Here is a 22,868-nt window from a genome sequence, read left to right on the forward strand (position 1 = left end):
ACGAAAATCCTGTGAATCATAGCCTTTATCAGCACTTAGCATGACAACATTGCTTAAATCAACTTTATCTATCAAGTCTTTTGCCATTTTGATGTCATGGGTTGTGCCATCAGTGATGATAAAGGTCATTGGATTACCATGAGCATCAACGGCTAAATGTATTTTAGTTGTATTACCCCCATGACTTTTAGCAATCGCTTGGTCTTTAGGGTTTGCTCCACTGCTATGTTGATGGGCTTTGATGTGGCTACCATCAATAAAGACCCATTCCATGTCTGGTTGGTTTATTACTTTGTTAAACAGTAAAATGAGCTTGTTATTGGCTGACCAACGGTTGAAGGCTTTGTAAACTGTATTGTGTTTCTAAAAATATCTGGGTAGGTCTCGCCATGGTAAGCCTAATTGCATTCGATACAATACACCTTCTACAGTCTTTCGTAAGTTGGGTTTGTCATACAATCCAATTTCAAGTGAAATGGGTTTAAGTCTTTTCCATTGCTTATCATTTAGCGCTTATCATTTAGCATGAGTTTGGGCTTAGTCATAGCGAGTAGTTCTCTTTTTGGTTCAGAGCTTAAAGTGTACTATCTCGCTATTTTTTTTTGGCAAAATTTTCTTTTTCAATGTTCAACACGCCCTAGTCTTTTTTTGGTCAAGTTGGTATATTTGCCAAAATTTTATCCAGGATTTGACCTATGACCCTACCGATTCTTTATCAAGATGAGCGCATCATTGTCATTAATAAGCCTGCTGGTATGTTGGTGCATCGCTCTTGGCTGGATAAGCATGAAACCACATTTGTGATGCAAATCTTGCGCGATCAGATCAATCAACATGTCTACCCTGTGCATCGGCTTGACAGACCGACCTCAGGTGTTTTGGTTTTTGCGCTAGATAGTGAAATGGCGCGATCATTGACAGAGCAGTTTGAGAATCAACACATCCAAAAATCTTACTTGGCGGTGGTGCGTGGTATTATTGGTGCTGGGCGGATTGATTATGCACTAAAACCACGCCTTGATAAAATTGCCGATAAGTTTAGCAATCCCAATAAAGCACCCAAATCTGCCATAACCGATTATCAGGTTCTTGCCACAACGCAGCAACCATTTGTATCGTGTCAGCGTTTTGATAGCTCTCGGTATTCTTTGGTTCGCTTAACACCAATCACAGGGCGAAAGCATCAGTTGCGTCGCCATATGAAGCATATTTTTCATCCCATTGTTGGCGATACCACTTATGGCGATAAAGTACAAAATCGTGCTGTGCTTGCACATGTTGGCGTCAAAAGACTGTTGTTGCATGCCCATCAATTGCAGTTTTGTCATCCATTACATGATGAGATGATCCGTATTGTTGCACCTTTGGATGCGGACTTTTGTCAAGTAATGGCAGCATTTGGATGGTCTGATGTGGACTTGATGGCTTAAAAACAATATCAAAAGGGCTTGACAATCACCAAAATCACCACTGCAATTAATATGACAACAGGAATTTCATTAAACCATCGCCAATAAACATGGCTCTTATAGTGCGGGTTTTGAGCCAGCTTTAGGCGAAATTTACCACACGCTAAATGATAGATGCTAAGTAAAATAACCAATAACAGCTTGGCGTGTAGCCAGCCTTGGGACAAATACACACTGGGTGCAAGGCTAATCATCCAAAGCCCAAAGCACCAAGTGGCGATCATCGAAGGCGTCATGATACCCCGATACAACTTACGCTCCATCAGGCTAAATCGTTCGATACTGGTTGTGTCTTGGCTCATGGCATGATAGACAAATAATCTGGGCAAATAAAAAATCCCTGCAAACCAGCAGACCATCGAAATGATATGAAAAGCTTTGATGTATAAAAACATGGTGCTACCTTGTTAGATGTTAGATGTTAGATGTTTGATGAGCTTATTTTACCACCAAACCATCCATTATAAAAAAAAGACGATATATGAAATATCATCTTTTTGTGTAGGTAGTAAGCTTAAAATGCCATCTGTGCACCCACGAAGCCGCCGATATTGGTATCGCCATCTTGATGCGTGGCATTGATGCCAGTAGTTAAGTTGGTTTTGCCAAGTTTGATCGTCGCACCCAGATGGGCGTGTGTGCTATTTTGTTGATCAAATGACACAGGCATGGCATAGCTGTGATGATAGCTTCGATTGGATAAGATGGTTGAATGAACGGTTTTATCACCATCCTTGAATTCGTGCTGATAGCCCAATCCCGCCAAAACGCTGACCTTGTCATTCATCGCATAGTCCACCATGATACCAATGTCGCCTTGGAGGGATTGCTGCTTGGGTAGCTCATAGCTTAGAGCGGTTGAAAGCGTAGGCTGATTTTCAATCAGCGTATTGAGCTTAACTTCTTGGGCACGGATGCCAAGATAGGGGCGATAGGTGACATTGCCTTGGGTAAAGTCATAGCTGCCTTGAAGTCCTGCATAAATCCGCTTACCTGTGGCCTGAGCTTGATGATTGCGGCTTTCACCATCCCAAGCGATGCGCCGATCGCTGTCTACACTCAAGCGATCAAGTCCGATATTGCCAGTAATGCGCAGACGATCCAAGTCATGACGGTGGTACAGACCAACACCCACTTGTTTGACATCGGTATTGATGGTATCGCTAAGCGTATGATCTTGCTTTTGATAAGTCAAATATGCCCCTGAATGCCGATTTTGATTGGCGATATCAAAGCCAAGCATGATATTGGGCTGATCAGATTTATTTTGCTCATCAAGCCGATGATTGCTGATAGCGCCGTCAATCCATACAGATGACTGATCACCGCTTAAGCCATTTAAGCGGCGCGACAGCTGCTGGGTGTTTTGCTTGCCTTGTTGGATGATGAGCTTGGGCAATTGTCCCATTTGGACTGGACTATCAATCAAAGAGCGATAATACTGAGCCAAAATGCGATGCGTACGCCCTGAAGGGTGAATTTTATCAGCAAACGCATAAGTTTCATTGGCATTGGCGGCGGTTTGTTGCCAGTCGCTTGGTTTGCATGCTAACGATGATAAATTGGCATCTAGGTTTTGGCAAGCAGGTTCGGTCACATTACTAAACCCAAATCCTGCTGGATTGCTAACCGCTTCTTTGAGTAGGGCAAAGGTATTGGCAGCAATGACATTGGTGGTTTGGTTGTTTAAACTTTGATATAAAGTTTGGTTGTAAATATGAGCAGACAATGACGCTGTGGCAGATTTGGTCGGATCTTGGGCGTATTCTGGCGTGACGCCAACATCAGGAAGACTGGGTACTAAAATGTGTTTTGCACCTGCTTGTCCAAGCTGCCCAACCAAGTTGGCTTGGTCATTGGCAGCGGTGGTAATGATTTCGGCTGCTTGCAACTGGGTTGGTGCTTTGGCTGCTTCAAACAAATCATTGGCACCTGTCCAAACAGTATACAATGCTTTGGGATCGGCTTGATGATTATTTAAGGTCAGGTGGCGATTGATTTGGGTTTGTGCTGATGGGATGGTAAATAAAGGAATGGTGAAAAAAGGAACAGGTGCATTTTTGACCACATCTTCTTTGGTTCTTGCACCACCAACGGCATAGTTTGTACCAGTTAAGGTTGTCCCATCATTGGCATCGGCGGTATGTCCATAAGATTTTGCCAATACGCTTGACCAAACTGGATCGGTATTGGTCGTAAAAGATGGTTGGGCTTGATTAAAAACAGAAGCCGCCAGACTGTTTTTGCCAATCTGTGCCAAGCGTCCTGTGTCAGTTAGGCTATCCCCAAAAAATACTGTTTGGCTAAATTTTTGGGCGGTGGCGATGCTGCTTAAGCCCATCAGTGCAATCGCCATTGATAAAGGGCGGTATGTATGAGCCACCGCTTTGAGCGTTCTTTGGGCGATATTTTTAGTATGAACACTTTTGGCATCAGTCATTTTGGGAGAAAGATGATGAATCATCACGGTTTCCTTATTGGCTACATTAAATAAAATCCACCACAATCAAGCATGGTGATATTTATTGCTATTGTTTATGCTTTGGTTATTTTAAAGATAAAGCATTAAAGTTATGCTGACAGCGGGCAATTGTGGGGCATCTCGGTAGTCATTACTGCACCGCTCATAGCGTCAATAATTTTGGGCTTTGGGGTAGGTTTAGAGGGCGTTAACCCAAGCTCAGCCATCAGGCGGTCATCGTGTGATGTGGACTGATTGCCTGTGGTTAGTAATTTGTCACCATAAAAAAATGAGTTTGCACCTGCCATAAATGCCAATGCTTGTTCACCATCACTCAAACTTTCACGCCCAGCAGATAGGCGGACATAGCTTGTTGGGCAACAGATACGAGTTACCGCAATGGTACGAATCCATTCAATGATTGATAATCGACCTTCGGCAATGACTTTATCACCAAGTGGCGTACCAGCAATTGGCACAAGCAAATTCACAGGAATGGACTGCGGTGGAACAGGCATTTGGGTCAGCTCATACACCCAATCAATGCGGTCTTCACGACTCTCACCCATACCAACAATCGATCCTGAACAAACATTAATGCCTGCATCACGCACATGGCTAATGGTTGCCAACCGTTCATCATAAGTGCGTGTGCTTGTTACCGTATCATAGTAATTGCGAGAGGTGTCAAGATTGTGGTTATAATAATCAAGGCCTGCATCTGCCAAAGTTTTGGCTTGTTCGGGCTTTAGCATGCCCAAAGTCATGCAAGTCTCAAGCCCCATGGCCTTAACTTCACTGATTAAATCCACCAAATAAGGCATGTCTTTTTCGCTGGGATGTTTCCAAGCTGCACCCATACAAAAGCGTGATGAACCTTGTGATTTGGCACGGCGAGCAGCGGCAAGCACTTTTTTGATTTCTAAACGCTTTTCGGCGGTCAGACCCGTTTTATCCCGATAATGACCCGATTGGGAGCAATAGCCACAGTCTTCAGGGCAATTACCTGTTTTGATAGATAATAGCGTACTAATTTGTACTTCATTGGCGTTGAAATGCTCACGGTGTACCGTTTGTGCTTGCATCAGCAAATCCATCAAAGGTAGCTCGAATAAGCGTGCGATTTCTTCCTTTGAAATAAGTATCTTCATTAATCAATCTCGCTTAAATTTGGTAAACAATTGTACTCAAAAATTTGCCAAATAGCAACCGCATTTCATGGGCATTTCTCACGCAACTTTAACGCTGATGGTTTTTTAAGTCAATTATTTGGTCATTTTTTGCTTGATGCCGTCAAAAAAACCTTTGGTGTGTTTGGCGTATGGCTTAATGGCGTCAATATATCCTTGATATTCTTTGGGAATACTGGCGGCTTGCTTACCAATACCTGCAAGCCAAAGCACCAACTTGTAATCACCCGTGATTTTAACATCACCATCTTGAATGGCAGTCATTAATGCCGCAACATCGCCTTTGGTGAATAATTTTGCACCTGTTAGCGAATCTTTAAAGTCAATCGTCAAATCAGGATGATCAGCTTTACCTAAAGCCTGTCCAAAATATCCTTGCTCAAAGCGAAAATAACGCTCAACATTGGGTGCGGTAAATTGAATGCACAATGATTTATCCTTGATAAGCTGGTTGAATGCTTCATTATTGCGTGATTTGGCAAGGTTTTGTAATCGCAAACCCATGATTGCCAATAATGCATCTAAAGGGTCAGTTTTTACATGAATGATAGGCAGGGTAAACATGATATTTCCTTAAAATTTGAAATTAAATGAAATTAAATTAAATTGTATAAAACGCAAATCAAGATTGGTAATCCAGCCTATGACCTAAGGCATAAATCACACCTTCAAGCCCTGTGATATTAACCGCAGCCGATGCTTTGGCTTGCACAATCGGCTTGGCATGATAGGCAATGCCAAGGTCGCTATTTGCCATCATGGGTAAATCATTGGCACCATCGCCAATGCAGATGACTTGTTGCATGGGCAAACCTAAGCGTTCAGCCACTTTTTTGACGATAATGGCTTTTTGATGACCATCTAAAATATTATCATCTACCATGCCTGTTAAGGCGTTGCCATCATGAAGTAAAGGGTTTGCATAATATTCATCCATACCAAGAACTTGGCTGATGTGTTTGGCAAAGGGTTCAAACCCACCTGAAATGAGTACTGTATGATAGCCAATGGCCTGAAGCGCACGCATGGCAGCAACAGCACCTGGCTGAATGTGAATGTGTTTGGCGATAATCTCATCAATGCTATCTAAAGGTATGCCCTCTAAAAGTGCCACACGGCGGGCAAAACTTGTGGCAAAATCAATCTCACCACGCATGGCTTGTTCGGTGATGATAGAAACTTGCTCTTCGACACCACAAAATTTTGCCAATTCAACAATCACCTCTTCTTCAATGAGTGTTGAATCCATATCAAAACATGCCAAGCGATGGCGTGTGAGCATCTTGTCTGCTGATAAAATATGGACATCGGCATGAATAATATTTGATAAATAACTGGTGATTTGGTCATCAATGATATGTGCCGCCACAGTTTTGCTGATTTGACCCATATCATGCTTTGGTGCTAATAAATAACGATGAATGTTCACTTTGGCTAATGGGTAATCGATACTGATCAGATGTGCGTGAGCCTTGGCAATATCATCATCTTCAACAACAGACAGTTGCCAATGAGCTTCGGTATCTACCCAGTTTTGCATCAGAGTATCAATATCAGCTTCTTGGCTCGATGGTGTCACCACAATGATAGCAAATAAAGGCAGTTGTGATAGTTTTGCTGTGATGTCATTGGCGGTAAAATCATAACCAATCACCTCATTTGGTAAATGATGAGCAACGGTATTTAAGGCGGTTTGCCATGCTTGGCTATTTTTGGGCAGAGCATAAGTAAAAGACATATCAAACCTTTGGGGCAGCTATTATGATTGAATAGAATTTTACATATTAGCAGTTAATCAGGCATTTTAAAAGACTTAAAGCGAATTTTCTAGGTGCAAGATGGCTTTAATCCATCAAACTGATTTTTTAATTTTTAAAAAATACTGAGATAGCCACGATGATATTGCTCAAATTTTCATTGATAAGCTGATAAAATCCTGTCAAGCCCATAGCTATTGAAATAATTAATGCTATAATACTAGGATTTAATTTTTATGATTTGGCAACTCTCATGACATACTTAGCACCCAGACAGGGTATTTTTGCGGCAATCGTTTTGGCGAGCTTGGTTTTGCATTTATTATTTTTTGTCATCAGTGCCGAGCGAGGTATCAGTACACAAAATCAACAGGCGGTTGAACGCAGTGTTATGATGCTAAGTCAGGAAATCGCAGCACCACTGGCAGCTTATGATCGTGTTAGTATGAGCGTCATTGCAGAGCCTTATGTTGATGAGCCTATGATTGCTTATGTGGGTATTTATGACAGCCAAGGCGGCGTATTGGTACCGCTTGGAGAGATGGCAGAAGGCTATCGTGCCGAAGAGGTGGTGACATCAGGGGATCAGGTGCTTGGTAAAGTGGTTGTACAAGCCAAAACAGTCAGCCGTGCCAAGATTTTGTCAGGCAATTGGGTATTTTTATTGAGCGTGATTGGGCTACATATCATCTTGTGGCTGATTTATGGCTATGTGGCGCGTCCAACCGAGGCGCTTAAATCCCAGATTGCCAAAGAAGTGCGTACCGAGCTACTTTCTAAAGGCATTTTGTCCGAGCAAATTACAGACGAACCTGCGACACACATTCAATCAACTGAAGATAACGATGTGGTATCTGATGACGAGATAACCGCATCAATATCAACCGAAAACCAAAGTGATCCAAATCATACCAAGCTTGAGCTTGCTGCTGCTTATACCGTTCAAGTTCAGTTCCAAGATCCGTACAGCTTATTGACAACGGTCAGCATTGAGTCTAAAGATGCATATTTTGCTTTATGTGATCAGTTGTTTGAAAGAGCGTGTCATGCACTGCTTGAGTTGCCTTTATTTGCAGGCGTGGCAATGATTGACCAAAACCCATTCACCGAGCAAGGAGCATCAGTGACACTTTATGCCACGGATGATCATGCCAAAACAGCGGCAGCGGCGGCACTACTTTCTCAGCTTTTATTGATGGTCAATGAAGTAGTATATCAAAAGCACCGTGAACTAAAACGCTTTGCCTTGCCCATCAAAACCGTTACCAGTGATTCAGAATTGTCAGATGTTGCCAAATCCATCTTAGCCATCCGCAAAGAAAAATCACTGATTATTTTTGCAGAGGCTGGGCGTAATCAAGCCGCCATGTATATGACTTTAGCCGCCATCACGCACCCAAGTACGGTACATGAACGAGATGGTCGAGAAGTTGTTGGAATGACGAGTGCCACCGCTGATCGACTAAAAATTGCACGAGATAAAACGCTGCTTGGTGATGATAATGCTTGACAAAATATTCAATTGGCTTTATAAGGCTACAGTAAAGACCTGATTTTTATAAAGCGTCGGGTCACATACAAATTTCAACACACTGGGAGTCATTATGAGTGATATTAATGATGATTTTGATGATGACAATTTTGATGAAGATGCTGATGCCATTTTGGTTGATGAAGGTAAGGCAAAACCCCTTGAAAAACGCCTAAAAATTGATGCTTTGCTTGAAGAGCAGCGTCTAAATAAGTTAAAGCGCGCCTTAGAAGATGGCGATGATTTTGCTGAATTTGATGATCTGGATGATGAGTTTGACGATCTGGATGACGATTTTTAACATCTAAAGTTTTTAAAATCTAATGATTGTTTTGGATATAAAATTAAGCTGTCATAATCACCTTTGGGCGACAATATTTGACCCACAATAGTAATGAGTTTGTTATGAATAGACAAGAATTGTTTGAGTATTTAGAATCATCAGCTAACGAAATGGGCTTAGATCCAATCGCAGCCCATGGATTTTTGACAGCGACTGTGGTGGGCAAGCCACTGCCTAATTGGATATCAGCATTTTTTGAAGGTGCGGATGCACAAGTGCCAGATGAGGTGAAAGAAGCTTTAAAGGCATGGCAACAAGAGCTGATCGACACCCTAAAATCAGAGCAACCCATCGAGTTGCCCTTTGATGCCAGTGAAGAGGCGGAAGATTTTAGCGAAGATGGCGACTTGGCAGCATGGGCAATTGGTTTTGTTGATGCGATGTATTCGGATGAAAATGTGGATTGGTTTGATGATGCAGCGACCGAAGAAGATGTGGCGATGCTAACTTTACCGATGGTGTTATTATCAGGCATTGATGAAGAAATGGATAAAATGCGTGATGATGAAACCCTAGCCCAAATGGCAAATGCACTTGAAGATAATATCACAGAGCTGTTTTTATTATTTCATACTGATGACTGAGGACTCTTGGATCAGTTAGACAGGGTGAGGACAGCTGTCTTTGCCCTGTTTTATTATCTTAAGATGATGAAATTACTATGATAAATCTAAGCTAACACAGAGAATGATCATGCAATTATCAAATTTAGAACACCTGCCTAACCATATCATTACCGAAAGATTGGATGTGGTTTACGGCAGCACTGTGCGTAGTAAACATGTGGGCAAAGATTTTTTGGCAGGGCTAAAAAACATCGTTGGTGGTGAGCTGACCGCTTATACAGAGCTTCTTGAAGAAGCACGCCAAGAAGCAATGAATCGTATGATTACCAAAGCCCAAGCATTGGGCGCTGATGCGATTGTCGGTATTCGTTTTTCAACATCAAATATCGCCGCGGGGGCATCAGAACTTTTTGTTTATGGTACGGCGGTCAAGGTACAAAAGAAGTTTAATCCTTTTGGGCAAAGCTCAGATGAGTTGCCGGCAGGGTGAGTGTTTATGAGCCTTGAAGAGTTTTTGATGCAGCGCTTTGATTGGATTATTGGGCTTGTTTTGATTGTGGTTGGTTGGTATTTTGGCACACGTGCTGAGCGTCGCCATTTAGAAAGCCTAACGGCAGATGAACACAAATATCAGCACATTCAAGTCTCTAGTGAGCGGTTTTATGAGCCCGAAGGCGTCAATGAGTCAGCCTTAGTGGTTGGCAGTGTGGTAATCGCTCAAGATCAGTTCAAAAGCGTCGCGGCGTCGATTTTAAGCTTATTTGGCAAAAATTTAACTGTCTATGAGACGCTGCTTGATCGTGCTCGCCGAGAAGCAGTGGTGCGCGCTAAGCGTCAGGCGGATGATGCAGGCTGCCGGGCATTGTACGGTTTAAGATTTGAGATGACTGAGGTAGAAGGGGGCGTTGAGGTGTTGGCGTACGGTGTGGCAGTCAAATAATGCCTAGGCTCAGTTTGTATTGGTGAAGCCCAAACAAAATCAGTAAAAAGACACTCCGCTTGCAATTTATTCAATTTAGACTCTAAATTCTGATAATCTACACTATGAAAAGGAATGATTTTGAAATCCATATCTATATAAAAAGCGTTTATTTTCCCCACAAAATCATAATGATTAAGGTAGGTGATAACATCAAAAACTGGGAAATTATTAATTCCTGACAATTTTTTAATAAAGTGACTGACTGCAATATAATCATCTAATGGCTTTTTGATTTTATCTAAAAGTCCCATCTCTCATACCTTACCAAATAAAAGATAGCAGGCGTGGCGGTCTAAGGTGCAAAAATAACCGCTGTTCGGTAGCTACTCCTAGCCTGCTAAAACTGTTTTATGTTTTTAATAAATCCATTAATTTAGGATTGATAAAAATCTTTTCATTACCAACTGTCACCATCTCAAGCACACCAATATCACATAACTTTTTTAAATAATTACTCACCGTTTGGCGTGCGCCAAGTCCTTTTTGTACCAAATTAGCAATACGGCAATATGGCATTTCAAAGATAGCATCCAATAAATCACGGCTATAAATCTTTGGCGCTTCTGCCTTGATGGTTTCGCCTGTATCTTGGTGTAGTTGCTTAATGCTTAATATCTTGGCGGTTGTCCAATCGCTGGTATCTTTGATGGCATTTAGCATATATACTAGCCATGTTTCCCAATCGCCTTTTGTAGTGACAGTTAAAAGCGCATCATAATAGCCCGCTTTATGGTTAATGATATAGCGACTAAGATAGAATATCGGAAGATCTAATAACCCTTTATCTATCAAATATAAAATATTGATAATCCGCCCTGTGCGTCCATTCCCATCAAAAAATGGATGAATGGCTTCAAATTGATAATGAGCGATTGCCATTTTAACCAATGGATCTAAATCATCATCAGCGTGTAAGAAATTATCCCAATTCGCCAAAAGTTCATTAATGGCTATGGGATCATCTGGTGGCGTGTAAATGGTTTGTCCTAGGCTATTTTGTAGCTTTGTGCCTGTGGTTTTTCTTACGCCAAGCGATACGCCTTTAATTGTTTGGCAGATTTGTAAGGCGGTTTGACTTGACAAGGGTCTATCCTTAATTGCTTGTATGCCATCATAAAGCGCTGTTCGGTATCTTAACGCTTCTTTGGTGGCATTATCTGCATGATCGTCATCAAATGCGTGCTGAAATAGCTTATCCGTGGTAGTAACAATGTTTTCTATTTCACTACTGCCTTTGGCTTCTAGCATGGGAATGGCATTGATTAGCATGGTTTGGTTTGGGATTAGTTCACCTGCTTGCTTTAGTCCTGCTAGGCTTGCCCGTGCTTCGACGCACATTTTTAAGATGGTGCGTGTTTCTATATCTTTGGTAGGTGGCAGGCGTGGCAGATCATTAAATGGTTTTTCTGCGTCAAAGGTCATTGTTCTAGTCCATGTTAAGAAAATTGGATTTTTCTAACATTATACCATACCTATGTTAAATCATTTAACATTGCACCAATTAAATGTTAAGAAAATTGGTTTTTTTTAATATTATAATCACGCCTGTGTCCAATTCTCCAAGCTCACCCCATACCGCTCAAAATCTTTGGTATTGTTGGTTACTAGGGTTAATTGGTGAGCTTTGGCATGGCAAGCAATCAGCGTGTCAAAACTAGCTTTGTGGTTGGCGGTTTTCATATATTCACCAAAACATACGGCAGATTTTTCATCAAACGGCAGTACCTGAAGTAAGCCACGCAAACGCTCAAACTCTGCTTTTGGCTCGTACTTATCCAAGCCCCTTAATAGCTCCGCCCATGTGATCGCACTAATGGCAACTTCTCCCACATGACAACTGGCAAAACGATCTAGCACGCTTTTTGGTTGGTGTTTTAAAAGATAAATACAAATATTGGTATCAAGCAGATATTTCACCAGTCACGCTCCACATCATCTAAATCCATGCGTTCAAATTCATCACCCATCTTATCGCCCAAGGCTTTAAAAATCTGTGGCACTTCACCTAAGGTGGTGACTGGTCTAATAGTGATCACGCCATTTTCTTTACTAAGAATTAATGGGGTGTTGGCAGGATAGGCAAACTCTTTGGGCAATCTTACCGCTTGAGAATTACCCGCCATGATCGGCTTGGTGTGTATGGTTGGCATGATGATCCCCTAAGTAATGATTATTTGTAGTTACATTATAAGGGATTTTATCAAGCATAACAAGGTCAAAGGGCTGCCCAAAGGCATTAGATGGCGTTAGATTGTCGTTGTCTAATTTAGATTTTGTCAATCTAAAACGATCTAATCCACAAATCAACCTGTCAAAATGTAGCGGATTTTAAAAGGTGTTGGGCTAACTTTCCCTACTTTCCCCTACTTTCCCTTACTTTCCTAGCAGGGGGAAAGCTTGAAAAGCATTGTTATTAAAGGCTTTGCGTGGGTTACTTTCCCACTTTCCCCTTTTTTAGGGTTTTATATTTATTTTTATGGCGATATGTGCAATCTTTGGGGCTATGTCGTTAATATACGATCTATAATCTCTATTGTATGTGCCAATGGTGACGGTGTGCCTGCCTGCATTGGCTGGATTGTTTGGATCTCGTTTAGCGTGATAGTCATTAGCCACATCACCAAATAGCACCGTTGATGGCTTGGTGTGCTTTGGATCAATGCCTTGTTTGATTTTCTCTTTGATGGTTAGGGCGTGCAAGCGTGCCTGTTGTAGGCTGATACTTGGATATGTGCCAAGCGTCATGCTTTGCTGTTTACCATGCCAACGATAGGCAATCACCCAAGACTTGACGCCTGTATGTCTTACCCATAATTGTAAGCCGTTTCCATCCGTGTATTTATCTACTTTGCCATGTGTGCATTTGTTAGATGGCTTAAGTTTCTTTATTTGAGTATCGATAAAAAACGATACCAACAATGATACCAACATTTTATTCGGATTTAAAGGGATTGCATAGGACTATGTAGGACAAGAAAAAAGGCTTAAAGCATTGAAAATAAAAGGGTGTCCCACTGAAATGGACACCCTTAAACTAATATTTGGTAGGCGTAAACGGACTCGAACCATCGACCCCCACCATGTCAAGGTGGTGCTCTAACCAACTGAGCTATACGCCTGTGTAATAGGACGCTATTTTACCAAATTTTTTATAGATTGCAAGCATTTTTTATCATTAATTTAATTTTTCTCATTTGAATGCTGATAAATATCAATCGGCGTCTTAAATGGGCGGTTTGGCAGCTCCTGAACCAATTTAGGCACTAAATAACCCGGCAAGACTTCAAGCAGCTGCCAATATAGCTGAATGGCGTCACTAATAGCGATGTCAAAGTGTGCCGCACCTTGCACTCTATCAAGGATGTGCAGGTAGTAGGGCAAAATCCCGGCACCAAACAGATCTTGGCTAAGCTTACTCAAAGTATGAATGTCATCATTAATATCGGCAAGTAGCACGCTTTGATTTAATAAAGTTACGCCGGCATCTTTGAGCTGTTTTGATTTGGCGATCAGCTGCTCGTCAATTTCATTGGGATGATTGATGTGGAGCACGATCACGATATTTTTTTGATAGTGGCGGATCAGCGTAATCAGCTCATCATCCACACGATTGGGCAGCACCACCGGCAGGCGAGTGTGAAGTCGCACCGTGCGAATATGAGCGATATCGCCAATCTTATCTAGCCAAAGCTTAAGCCGCTTGTTGCTTAGGCTCAAAGGATCACCGCCGCTTAAAATCACTTCATCAACTTCCGTATGCTTGGTGATGTAATCCATGACCGCATCCATCTCGTGCGTGCTTGGCTGATTAGCATGATAATCAAAATGCTGACGAAAACAATAGCGGCAATGCACCGCACACGCACCTGTGACGGTCAGCAGCACACGAGATTGATATTTATGCAATAAGCCCTTGATGGGATTATGATTATTTTCATCCAAAGGGTCGGTGCTGTAGCCACCGATCGTCCACGTTTCTTTGGTATCGGGTAGGACTTGACGAAGTAGCGGGTCATTGATATCGCCTTTTTTCATTTTTTTGATAAAGGCGTGTGGCACTCGTAAGCCAAATTGTTTGGGGGTATGTATCTGAGCCTGTTTTGGCAAATCAAGCAAGTCAAATAAAGTGTCTAGATCGCTGACCGCTCCTGATAGCTCAGCTTGCCAATCTTGAAAGTCATCAGATGATGCAGAGTGATAAATTTTTTTTGTAGAAATCATGGTTTTGTTTTGACAAAAATTACTAAAACTTTATATAATGAAGTGTTGCGCCGCATTATAGCGCATTTTTTAAATAACGATTTGAATTTTAACTGAGCGACGCTCCGATTGACAACTGGCAGGTAAATAATGGCAAGTTTTTCTACAAACGATTTTAAAGCAGGTTTGAAGGTGATGTTGGATGGTAACCCATGTTCCATCCTTGAAAATGAATATGTAAAACCAGGTAAAGGTCAAGCTTTCAACCGCGTTAAGCTGCGCAACCTACGCACGGGCAAAGTGCTTGAGCAGACTTTTAAGTCAGGCGATTCACTTGAAGGTGCTGATGTGGTGGATGTGGAAATGAACTATCTGTATAACGATGGCGAATTTTGGCATTTTATGCACCCTGAGACTTTTGAGCAATTGCAAGCAGATAAAACCGCAATGGGCGATGCAGCGCAGTGGCTAAAAGAAAATTCAAATGCTTTGTGTACTTTGACGCTGTTTAATGGTGCGCCACTGTCAGTTACGCCACCAAACTTTGTCGAGCTTGAAATCGTTGAAACCGATCCAGGCGTCCGCGGTGATACTTCAGGTGGCGGCGGTAAGCCAGCACGCCTTGAAACAGGGGCGACGGTGCGTGTACCTTTATTTGTTCAACAAAATGAAGTGGTGCGTGTAGATACGCGTACTGGTGAATATCAAACGCGTGTCACCGCCTGATAGATCGCCCTATGAAAAGCAGTGTTCTTTTGAGCACTGCTTTTTTATTTGAATGGTTTTAAGTTTGAATCTTTGCTGCTTTTGTATTATCTATCATCACTAAAATTTGACACAGCTTACAAATCATCAGATAAATTAAACAGAATGATTGATAATCTACTCATAACAACAGATGACAAAAAACTTGCATAATGTTAAACTACCATGACACATTTTGAAATACTTTTTGTCAGTTTTGACTGAAAATTTATAACGAGAATAATTATGACAAAACTCTACCAAAGAACGGTAGCCAAAGCGATCACAGCAACAGGTATCGGACTACACAGCGGCCAAAAAGTGACGCTCACTTTGGCGCCAGCCGAGCCTGATACAGGCGTCGTCTTTGAGCGCACCGATTTGGGCGCAGCGGTTCCGATGGCAGCTGAGCTTGTACAGGATACCATGATGTCATCTAATCTGGTTTTGGGCGATGTCAGAATTGGTACAGTTGAGCATTTGTTGTCAGCCATTGCAGCTTATGGGCTGGATAATTTAATCATTCAAGTTGATGCGCCAGAGATTCCGATCATGGATGGTTCAGCGGCACCTTTTTTGTATTTGATTGATCAAGCAGGCATCGTCGAGCAAGATAAGCCTAAAAAATTCATTAAAATTATCTCACCGATCGAAGTCAATGATGGTGACAAATGGGCACGCCTTGAGCCTTATGATGAGGGTTTTTTGCTTGATTTTGAGATTGATTTTAACCATGCTGCCATCGCCGCTACTGAACAAACAACACAGCTTGATTTTAATACCGCGAATTTTGCCGTAGAAGTGGGGCAGGCGCGTACTTTTGGCTTTCTAAAAGACATCGAATATCTTCAAAAAAATAATTTGGCACTGGGTGGTAGCTTAGATAATGCTGTCGTACTTGATGAAGATTCTGTGGTCAATCAAGATGGCTTACGCTATCCCAATGAGTTTGTGCGCCATAAAATGTTAGATGCTGTGGGTGATTTATTCGTGATTGGGCATCCTTTGCTTGCCAAGTTTTCTGCTTATAAATCGGGGCACGCACTCAACAATGCGCTCATCCGAGCGGTACTAGCTGATAAAAGTTGCTATGAAATTGTAACATTTTATGACAAAGAATCTTACCCGATTGATTATGTCGAAGCTGTTTAGCCAAAGTGTAAGTTAATGAGCAAAAACTAAAGCATTTAATTTTTTGGCAAAGTATTTGTAAGGTAACAGACATATTTTAGTTTTTGCATAGTGTCGATCTTAGCCTCGTCATTGCACCTAATCAAAAACGACTGATTGGGTGCATTTTTTTGGGGTGGGAAAATAAATCTTATGATGGGATTGATGATGGCGGCGAATCAATATGAGTCTTAATCATCATACGTCACCAAAATTTTATCGGTTAAAACCTGCCACCTAACTAAAGTTATTCATTTAAAATTACAAAAAATTACAAAAATATGTGTTTTATTACGATTCACGCCCTGAGTTCATACAAAATTTACTCAGATAAACTGTTTAAATTTAATTAATAAAATTATTTTTTTTGATCGTTATTTGAGCTTGCAAGCTGCGTTAAAGCTTGATTTAGCCGTTCATTTTGTGTGACAAATTGTGCTGTCTGTGTTATCATTTGTCTTGTGTTTTCGCTTAGGATCTTTTTTGAATCATCTGGGCGAGCGTCTGATTGCACCAATTTTGGCGAAGTTGTCTTTGATGAGATGATCAGCTTGATTGATTGTAACTGGCAAAAACGCTGATCATAAGCACGTAAAGCTTGAACACAATTTTCCATCATATATCGTGCGTGATTGGCAGCGGTTGGCGAGCTCATTGCTAGAGTTATCTCCACCGGCGAGACATTAACCACTTGACAGGTCTGAAGTATGTCGTTGGGCAATACACCTGCCCATGCTTGACGAACGAGCTGTGTGTGGTGTTGTAGATGACGATATCGATACAACAAATGTTTTGGAATAGCAGCGCCGGCAGCCGCTTGTTTTTCGACACGGCTTGCAAGATGATTGGGTTTGCGAACTTTGGCGACCAAATCATTGATTGGCGTGGTTTTTGTATGATCAGACATGGCTCACCTAAAATGATAAAAAGATCTATGGACATGGTGTCCGCAGAGCAAGTGTATCACGCCTTTTGAGAAAATGGTAATTTCAGCCTTATCGAGATTACTATTTTTCTAGTGTACCAAGGATGTGCGCTGTGTGCCACAAGCTTTAATCAAAACCAATCAAATGTACGCCGATGAAGTGATGCAATGGGGCTAATCATCCACCAACCAACCCATAGGATGAGCGCTGTCTGTGATAGCAATGCCAAAGCAAGCTTTTGAGGTGTGAGGAATCTAAATGAAACGAGTATTTTGGCTGCTGTCAGCCGTCGGTCTGACCGTTGCACAATCAAGTGCGGCACAAAGTGCGTATTCAAATAGCTCTACCCAAACCCCTTATGTGGCTAGTATTCCAGACGATATTGACAGCGTCATTAATGGCTTGATAGCAAGCAGTCAAAACGCTCAAGTTCGTACTTATCATCAGCCCACCAGTACAACCACCATCCAAAACTTTAGCGCTAATTTTCAGTCGCCAGTTTCGGCGGTTGAACGCTTGACAGCAAGCAGCGCTCCAAGTGTCGCTGCTGCTGTGGCATCGCGTGCGGCACTGGGTCGGTCGGTGGGGCGGTGTGCGTTGTATGTGCGTAAAGCATTACAATCTGCAGGTTATGAATTCACACCGCAGCCATCTGCTTATCAATATGCAAACGGTACATTGGCAAGCGCAGGCTTTGTAAAAATCAGCAATGATAACTACGTCCCACAAGTTGGTGATATTGCTGTTTTCAACCGCACTTCAAAAAATCCGCATGGTCATATCCAAATTTATGACGGCAGCCAGTGGGTATCAGATTTCCGTCAGCCAAAATTCAGCCCATATAGCCAGCATAACGGCTACAGTGTATGGCGTGACGCTCGTTATAATGATGCGTCTGCAAATACAGGTACTATGCTTGCTTTGAACGAACAGTAAACTGTACGTTTAGACATGATAAAAGCCCAGTTAAGTTAAACTGGGCTTAGTTTTTTTTGTTTAAAAGAGTCCAAATTGTCTGAGTGAATTAAATATAGTCAGACTCTTGTAAGCATTCGATCGTTGCTTGAATGAATGATGTGTCATCCACAATGATATCGGAAATGACATAACGACCATTTTGTTTGATAAATGCAAAATCAACAATTTCTACTGGTTTACCGCCCTGTACACCTACATTAAACCGTGCTCTTACCTGACCGTTTTTTAGCAGGGTGTAATTTGCCGAACGATTAATGCGGCTTTGGACATAATCTTGACCGCCGATCCTATCCCAAGACGCGCATGAAATATAGTTATCTCTTTTGGCAACGAAGTCGGCATAGTTGGCGATGGTGGAAAAATCGTTATCGGCGTGCCTTAAGATGGTTGGAATTCGTTGATCTAAATTACTGATGACTTTTTTGGCGATGGCGATTTTGCTTTGGTTGTCTGATGGATTAGCATGCCCGTATGTGATGGCAAGTGGCGCGAGCGCTAATAAAAAAGCTGTCTTTTTAAGTACCTTTTTCATAATTCATCCTAAATGATCGCTAAGATATGCTTATCATAGCATATATTTTTTATTTTAAAATGATTTTATGGATAGGCAGGTAAAGCTTAAAATAGTAATAAATATGCTTAATATTAATAATGGCTAAGATAAATGCGTTTACAACCAATATGTTCGGTCATGAAAATCAGGCGGGCTTGCGTGCTTAACGGCATAATAAATGGTTAAGGGCGTTGAGTGGATGGTTGGATATAAGATGGTTGGATATAAAATGGCAGTTAAATTAAATTGATATTGACTCAATCTAAGCGCCTGATTGTGATGATGAATATGAAATGCTAAAACATAACCATCATCCAGTGCAGTTATTTGACGCATGGATAGAGCGTGCCCAGTGTCTGAGATAGGAGGCATCTGATCGGGCGCGCGATAGCTGTCAAATCGGTAGATGTTATAACGCCCATCGGGAGCAAAATTTATTTCAATATATTCTGCAGACTTTTTGTTTGCCAAGAAACACTCAAAACAATCAGACAACCACAAATAATCAGCGCGCTGTATTGAGGTACTTTTGATGTGTTTATCAAAAATCTCTTGGGTGTGCGTGGTTTTCTCAATAAAAAAACTGATGTTAATACCATCACGATCCTGAGCAATGTGAGCGTATATCTTGGGCGGAGTGAAAGCGTCGCCCGAACGAACAATATCACGATCACAAGTGCTGCTATCAGTGATAGGCAGTAATTCATACACAAAAAAAATCATCAGGCGAAAGCTGCGCGACAGCCTCCATAGCCTGATGTAATGTATTGCAGCTCATCGATTCGCTTAAAATCCGAATCGCACCAAATTGGACAGCTTAGGGTTTGGCTCAGGATTGGCGCGCAGAAGTAGTACCATACGCCCAATATGGTGGATGACCTCAGACTCGGTCGCCTCCGCGATGGCAGCCGCACAGTCCTTGCGTTCATCGGCTGTACCAGCAGGGATTTTAATCTTAATCAATTCATGGTCATGAAGCGCACGCGACACTTCCTCGACCAGATTTGGTGTGATGCCATTACCACCGATCGTCACAATCGGGCTCAGCTGATGACCAATGCCACGCAGGGCTTTGATGTCTTGTGGTTTTGCTTTTTTATTCATAAGCGTTCCAAAATTGCCAAAAGATAGATGGCAGTGATAAATAATTACGCTATTATAGCAGAATTTCACCAAATTTGTTCTCATTAATGGTAAACTAATTGATTGGATTAGACTTATTGATTAGGTGCAATTTAAAATTCATGGCAACCCGAATTAAAAACAAAAAACTGTCGAAGTCAAGCCGTGCTTGGATGAAAGAGCACATTGATGATTTTTATGTGCAAAAAGCTCAAAAAGAAGGTTATCGAGCCCGAGCTGCTTATAAGCTTCTTGAAATTAATGAAAAAACAGGTCTGATTAAAAAAGGTATGACGGTCGTGGACTTGGGTTCAGCACCAGGCAGCTGGTCACAAGTGGCAGGTCAGCTTGTTGGTGATGCAGGTACACTGATTGCATCAGATATTTTGCCAATGGATACCCTTGAAAATGTCACTTTTATTCAAGGTGATTTTCGTGAAGAAGCTGTTTTTAACCAAATTATGAACGAAGTTGGTGGGCGTGCTGTGGATGTGGTATTATCGGATATGGCACCAAATACCTCTGGTATGGCTGCGGTGGATCAGCCTCGCATGATGTATTTGTGCGAACTTGCGGTGGATTTTGCGCTCAAAGTGCTCCCAGAAGGCGGTGCGTTGATCATGAAGGTGTTTCAGGGTGAGGGCTCTCAAGAGCTGCGTGCTCAGATGCAAAAGCAATTTAGCAAAATTAAAAGCATTAAGCCTGCTGCCTCTCGCCCACGCTCAAAAGAGATGTTTTGGGTGGCGATTAAATAAATCAATCATAGAGTTTACTTGAAATAGATAAATTCATCAATATATTATATATAATTAATCAGCATTGGGGGGATTGCTCCCCAATATCCATAAGCTAAGGATGAGAAAAGTTTGAGCGACATGGTGAAGAATACCTTATTGTGGCTGGCGATCATCGGTATCGTGGTTGTGATTTTTAGCAATCTTGATAGCGGTAAAGCTGATGCCGATACGATGAATTATTCGGCATTTGTGACCGCAGTGTCACAAGGCGAAATTAAAGATGTAAAAATCAGTGGCGAAGAGATTACCGGTACTAAGGTCAATGGCTCTGAATTTGAGACAGTACGCCCTGAAATTACTGACAATGAATTGATGCCGCTACTGCGTGAGCACAATGTTGAAGTTCAAGGTACGCTACCTGAACGCCAAGGCGTTGGCATGCAGCTTCTGATGGCAGCATTCCCAATTCTCTTAATTGTCGGTTTGTTTTGGCTGATCATGCGAGGTATGAGCGGCGGCGGTGCTGGCGGCGGCATGGGTGGTCGTAACCCAATGAGTTTTGGTAAATCCAAAGCCAAAATGCTGTCAGAAGATCAAGTAAAGGTAACTTTTGCTGATGTGGCTGGCGTCGAAGAATCCAAGCAGGAGGTTGCTGAGATTGTTGATTTCTTAAGAGATCCAAGCAAATTTACCAAGTTGGGTGCAACCATTCCTCGTGGTGTTTTAATGGTTGGTCCTCCAGGGACGGGTAAAACTTTGCTAGCCAAGGCAATCGCAGGTGAAGCCAAAGTACCGTTTTTTAGTATTTCAGGTTCAGATTTTGTTGAGATGTTTGTGGGTGTTGGTGCATCTCGTGTGCGTGATATGTTTGAGCAAGCCAAAAAAAATGCACCTTGCATCATCTTTATTGATGAAATTGATGCCGTGGGGCGTCATCGTGGTTCAGGCATGGGCGGTGGTCATGATGAGCGTGAACAAACCCTAAACCAACTGCTGGTAGAAATGGACGGTTTTGAGGGTAATGATGGCGTGATTGTCATTGCTGCCACAAACCGTGTTGATGTTTTAGATAAGGCGTTGCTACGCCCTGGTCGTTTTGACCGTCAAGTCTCAGTTGGCTTGCCCGACATCAAAGGTCGTGAGCAAATTTTGATGGTGCACCTCAAAAAACTCCCTGCGACCATCGGCGTGGATGTCAATGCCTTGGCACGAGGCACGCCTGGATTTAGCGGTGCTCAGCTTGCCAATTTAGTCAATGAAGCCGCCTTATTTGCTGCCCGCCGCAATAAAGACAGCGTTGATATGAATGACTTTGAAGATGCCAAAGATAAGCTGTTTATGGGTCCTGAGCGTAAATCAATGGTACTTCGTGAAGAAGAACGCCGTGCGACAGCATATCATGAAGCAGGACATGCGTTGGTGGCAGAGCTGCTGCCAGGTACGGATCCTGTGCACAAAGTTACCATCATGCCGCGTGGTTGGGCTTTGGGTGTGACTTGGCAGCTGCCTGAACAAGATGCGATCAGCAATTATAAAGACAAAATGCTCAATGAAATTTCTATTTTGTTTGGCGGACGAATTGCTGAAGAGATTTTTGTAAACCGCAAATCAACTGGTGCATCTAATGACTTTGAACGTGCTACCAAATTGGCGCGTGCTATGGTAACTCGCTATGGCATGTCGGATGAATTGGGGGTGATGGTCTACGAAGCCGAAGAGCATGGCGGTTATTTTGGCGGCAGCACCCGCACGATCTCAGAGGCAACACAGCAAAAAGTCGATGACGAGATTCGTCATATCTTAGAAGCTCAGTATGGTGTTGCTTATCAGCTCATTGACGAAAATCATGACAAAATGCATGCTATGGTTGAGGCGTTGATGAAATGGGAAACCATTGATCGTGAGCAGCTCTTACAAATCATGGCAGGTGAGGCGCCGCGTGAGCCTAAGAATTATCAGCACATCGTGCAGACACCTGTGGTAGCCGAAGAGCCTGCTGATGACGATGCTTTGCCGCCGCCATTGCCAGCGTGATTAGTACCTTATCAAGCATGTCTGATTAAATCATAGAAAAATCTCCAAAGTGTCTGCTTTGGAGATTTTTTATACACATTTTTTATTTTGAACTTAGTTTATAAA

25 protein-coding genes, 1 tRNA gene and 1 pseudogene are annotated in these 22,868 nt (G+C 42.2%); 11 read left to right on the forward strand and 16 right to left on the reverse strand.

The annotated features are described in order from the left end of the window. A pseudogene (locus AO382_RS04505) lies at positions 1 to 510 on the reverse strand (IS5 family transposase); the annotation flags it as partial. Positions 511 to 695: 185 nt separating this feature from the next. Between AO382_RS04505 and truC the strand changes: the two are divergent. Beyond that, complete coding sequence (gene truC / locus AO382_RS04510; protein ID WP_064618549.1) at positions 696 to 1,430, forward strand: tRNA pseudouridine(65) synthase TruC; 735 nt, start codon at positions 696 to 698, stop codon at positions 1,428 to 1,430. Positions 1,431 to 1,438: 8 nt separating this feature from the next. Here truC and hemJ read toward each other — a convergent pair whose 3' ends face one another. From hemJ to serB, 5 genes are all read right to left on the reverse strand, one after another. Then, entirely contained in the window at positions 1,439 to 1,864 is a 426-nt protein-coding gene (gene hemJ, locus AO382_RS04515) for a protoporphyrinogen oxidase HemJ (RefSeq protein WP_064618550.1), read from the reverse strand. Positions 1,865 to 1,983: 119 nt separating this feature from the next. Beyond that, positions 1,984 to 3,933, reverse strand: coding sequence for an autotransporter domain-containing protein (locus AO382_RS04520; RefSeq protein WP_064618552.1), 1,950 nt, complete (start codon positions 3,931 to 3,933; stop codon positions 1,984 to 1,986). Between the two features lie 107 nt (positions 3,934 to 4,040). Beyond that, a complete protein-coding gene (gene bioB / locus AO382_RS04525; protein WP_064607179.1) occupies positions 4,041 to 5,081 on the reverse strand; it encodes a biotin synthase BioB in 1,041 nt (346 codons plus the stop codon). Between the two features lie 114 nt (positions 5,082 to 5,195). Beyond that, positions 5,196 to 5,684 carry a hypothetical protein gene (locus AO382_RS04530; protein ID WP_064618555.1) on the reverse strand — a complete coding sequence of 163 codons (489 nt, stop codon included), beginning with the start codon at positions 5,682 to 5,684 and terminating at the stop codon, positions 5,196 to 5,198. Positions 5,685 to 5,742: 58 nt separating this feature from the next. Beyond that, the gene (serB, locus tag AO382_RS04535; protein WP_064618556.1) at positions 5,743 to 6,858 is read right to left on the reverse strand and encodes a phosphoserine phosphatase SerB; all 1,116 of its coding nucleotides are present in this window, start codon (positions 6,856 to 6,858) and stop codon (positions 5,743 to 5,745) included. Between the two features lie 272 nt (positions 6,859 to 7,130). On the opposite strand from serB, the gene AO382_RS04540 reads away from it, so the two are divergent. From AO382_RS04540 to AO382_RS04560, 5 genes are all read left to right on the forward strand, one after another. Next, positions 7,131 to 8,387, forward strand: a complete 1,257-nt coding sequence (locus tag AO382_RS04540; protein ID WP_064618558.1) for a hypothetical protein — start codon at positions 7,131 to 7,133, stop codon at positions 8,385 to 8,387. 94 nt (positions 8,388 to 8,481) lie between these two features. After that, positions 8,482 to 8,709 (forward strand): PA3496 family putative envelope integrity protein, encoded by a 228-nt coding sequence (locus AO382_RS04545; RefSeq protein WP_064618560.1) that lies wholly within the window; start codon positions 8,482 to 8,484, stop codon positions 8,707 to 8,709. 104 nt (positions 8,710 to 8,813) lie between these two features. Beyond that, positions 8,814 to 9,335, forward strand: coding sequence for a YecA family protein (locus AO382_RS04550; RefSeq protein ID WP_064618562.1), 522 nt, complete (start codon positions 8,814 to 8,816; stop codon positions 9,333 to 9,335). A gap of 109 nt (positions 9,336 to 9,444) precedes the next feature. Continuing rightward, a complete protein-coding gene (locus tag AO382_RS04555; RefSeq protein WP_064618634.1) occupies positions 9,445 to 9,807 on the forward strand; it encodes a YbjQ family protein in 363 nt (120 codons plus the stop codon). Between the two features lie 6 nt (positions 9,808 to 9,813). Next, positions 9,814 to 10,257, forward strand: a complete 444-nt coding sequence (locus tag AO382_RS04560; protein WP_081261366.1) for a YbjQ family protein — start codon at positions 9,814 to 9,816, stop codon at positions 10,255 to 10,257. Positions 10,258 to 10,647: 390 nt separating this feature from the next. On the opposite strand, the gene fic is transcribed toward AO382_RS04560, so the two are convergent. From fic to epmB, 6 genes are all read right to left on the reverse strand, one after another. Beyond that, positions 10,648 to 11,721 (reverse strand): protein adenylyltransferase Fic, encoded by a 1,074-nt coding sequence (fic, locus tag AO382_RS04565; protein ID WP_064618564.1) that lies wholly within the window; start codon positions 11,719 to 11,721, stop codon positions 10,648 to 10,650. A 117-nt stretch (positions 11,722 to 11,838) separates the two neighbouring features. Further along, the gene (locus AO382_RS04570; protein ID WP_081261367.1) at positions 11,839 to 12,216 is read right to left on the reverse strand and encodes a type II toxin-antitoxin system VapC family toxin; all 378 of its coding nucleotides are present in this window, start codon (positions 12,214 to 12,216) and stop codon (positions 11,839 to 11,841) included. Continuing rightward, positions 12,213 to 12,449, reverse strand: a complete 237-nt coding sequence (locus tag AO382_RS04575; RefSeq protein ID WP_064611256.1) for an antitoxin — start codon at positions 12,447 to 12,449, stop codon at positions 12,213 to 12,215. Before AO382_RS04575 ends, AO382_RS04570 begins: the two co-directional genes overlap by 4 nt. Before the next feature lie 304 nt (positions 12,450 to 12,753). Then, the gene (locus AO382_RS04580; protein WP_064618566.1) at positions 12,754 to 13,230 is read right to left on the reverse strand and encodes an Arm DNA-binding domain-containing protein; all 477 of its coding nucleotides are present in this window, start codon (positions 13,228 to 13,230) and stop codon (positions 12,754 to 12,756) included. 111 nt (positions 13,231 to 13,341) lie between these two features. Further along, a tRNA-Val gene (locus AO382_RS04585) sits at positions 13,342 to 13,418 on the reverse strand. 61 nt (positions 13,419 to 13,479) lie between these two features. Further along, positions 13,480 to 14,520 carry an EF-P beta-lysylation protein EpmB gene (epmB, locus tag AO382_RS04590; RefSeq protein WP_064618567.1) on the reverse strand — a complete coding sequence of 347 codons (1,041 nt, stop codon included), beginning with the start codon at positions 14,518 to 14,520 and terminating at the stop codon, positions 13,480 to 13,482. A 129-nt stretch (positions 14,521 to 14,649) separates the two neighbouring features. Between epmB and efp the strand changes: the two genes are divergently transcribed. Then, positions 14,650 to 15,225, forward strand: a complete 576-nt coding sequence (gene efp, locus AO382_RS04595) for an elongation factor P (RefSeq protein WP_003659052.1) — start codon at positions 14,650 to 14,652, stop codon at positions 15,223 to 15,225. Positions 15,226 to 15,489: 264 nt separating this feature from the next. Then, complete coding sequence (gene lpxC / locus AO382_RS04600; protein ID WP_064618568.1) at positions 15,490 to 16,395, forward strand: UDP-3-O-acyl-N-acetylglucosamine deacetylase; 906 nt, start codon at positions 15,490 to 15,492, stop codon at positions 16,393 to 16,395. Between the two features lie 376 nt (positions 16,396 to 16,771). Here the strand turns inward: lpxC and AO382_RS04605 are convergent, their stop codons facing one another. Beyond that, positions 16,772 to 17,320 (reverse strand): DciA family protein, encoded by a 549-nt coding sequence (locus AO382_RS04605; RefSeq protein ID WP_064618574.1) that lies wholly within the window; start codon positions 17,318 to 17,320, stop codon positions 16,772 to 16,774. A 277-nt stretch (positions 17,321 to 17,597) separates the two neighbouring features. Here AO382_RS04605 and AO382_RS04610 point away from each other — a divergent pair, with 277 nt between their 5' ends. Beyond that, positions 17,598 to 18,275: a CHAP domain-containing protein gene (locus AO382_RS04610; protein WP_064611265.1), complete on the forward strand. Its 678-nt coding sequence runs from the start codon at positions 17,598 to 17,600 to the stop codon at positions 18,273 to 18,275. Between the two features lie 88 nt (positions 18,276 to 18,363). On the opposite strand, the gene AO382_RS04615 is transcribed toward AO382_RS04610, so the two are convergent. From AO382_RS04615 to AO382_RS04625, 3 genes are all read right to left on the reverse strand, one after another. Further along, on the reverse strand, positions 18,364 to 18,849 hold the full coding sequence (locus tag AO382_RS04615) for a hypothetical protein (protein WP_064618576.1): 486 nt from the start codon (positions 18,847 to 18,849) through the stop codon (positions 18,364 to 18,366). 138 nt (positions 18,850 to 18,987) lie between these two features. Beyond that, the gene (locus AO382_RS04620; RefSeq protein ID WP_227513626.1) at positions 18,988 to 19,581 is read right to left on the reverse strand and encodes a hypothetical protein; all 594 of its coding nucleotides are present in this window, start codon (positions 19,579 to 19,581) and stop codon (positions 18,988 to 18,990) included. Between the two features lie 75 nt (positions 19,582 to 19,656). Further along, positions 19,657 to 19,974 (reverse strand): YhbY family RNA-binding protein, encoded by a 318-nt coding sequence (locus AO382_RS04625; RefSeq protein WP_064618578.1) that lies wholly within the window; start codon positions 19,972 to 19,974, stop codon positions 19,657 to 19,659. A gap of 140 nt (positions 19,975 to 20,114) precedes the next feature. Between AO382_RS04625 and AO382_RS04630 the strand changes: the two genes are divergently transcribed. Together AO382_RS04630 and ftsH are read left to right on the forward strand one after the other, a co-directional pair. Continuing rightward, a complete protein-coding gene (locus AO382_RS04630) occupies positions 20,115 to 20,747 on the forward strand; it encodes an RlmE family RNA methyltransferase (RefSeq protein ID WP_064601865.1) in 633 nt (210 codons plus the stop codon). Between the two features lie 111 nt (positions 20,748 to 20,858). Further along, positions 20,859 to 22,763 (forward strand): ATP-dependent zinc metalloprotease FtsH, encoded by a 1,905-nt coding sequence (gene ftsH / locus AO382_RS04635; protein WP_201030216.1) that lies wholly within the window; start codon positions 20,859 to 20,861, stop codon positions 22,761 to 22,763. Positions 22,764 to 22,868: the final 105 nt, after the last annotated feature.

Source organism: Moraxella catarrhalis (genome assembly GCF_001656295.1).
GTDB lineage: Bacteria > Pseudomonadota > Gammaproteobacteria > Pseudomonadales > Moraxellaceae > Moraxella > Moraxella veridica.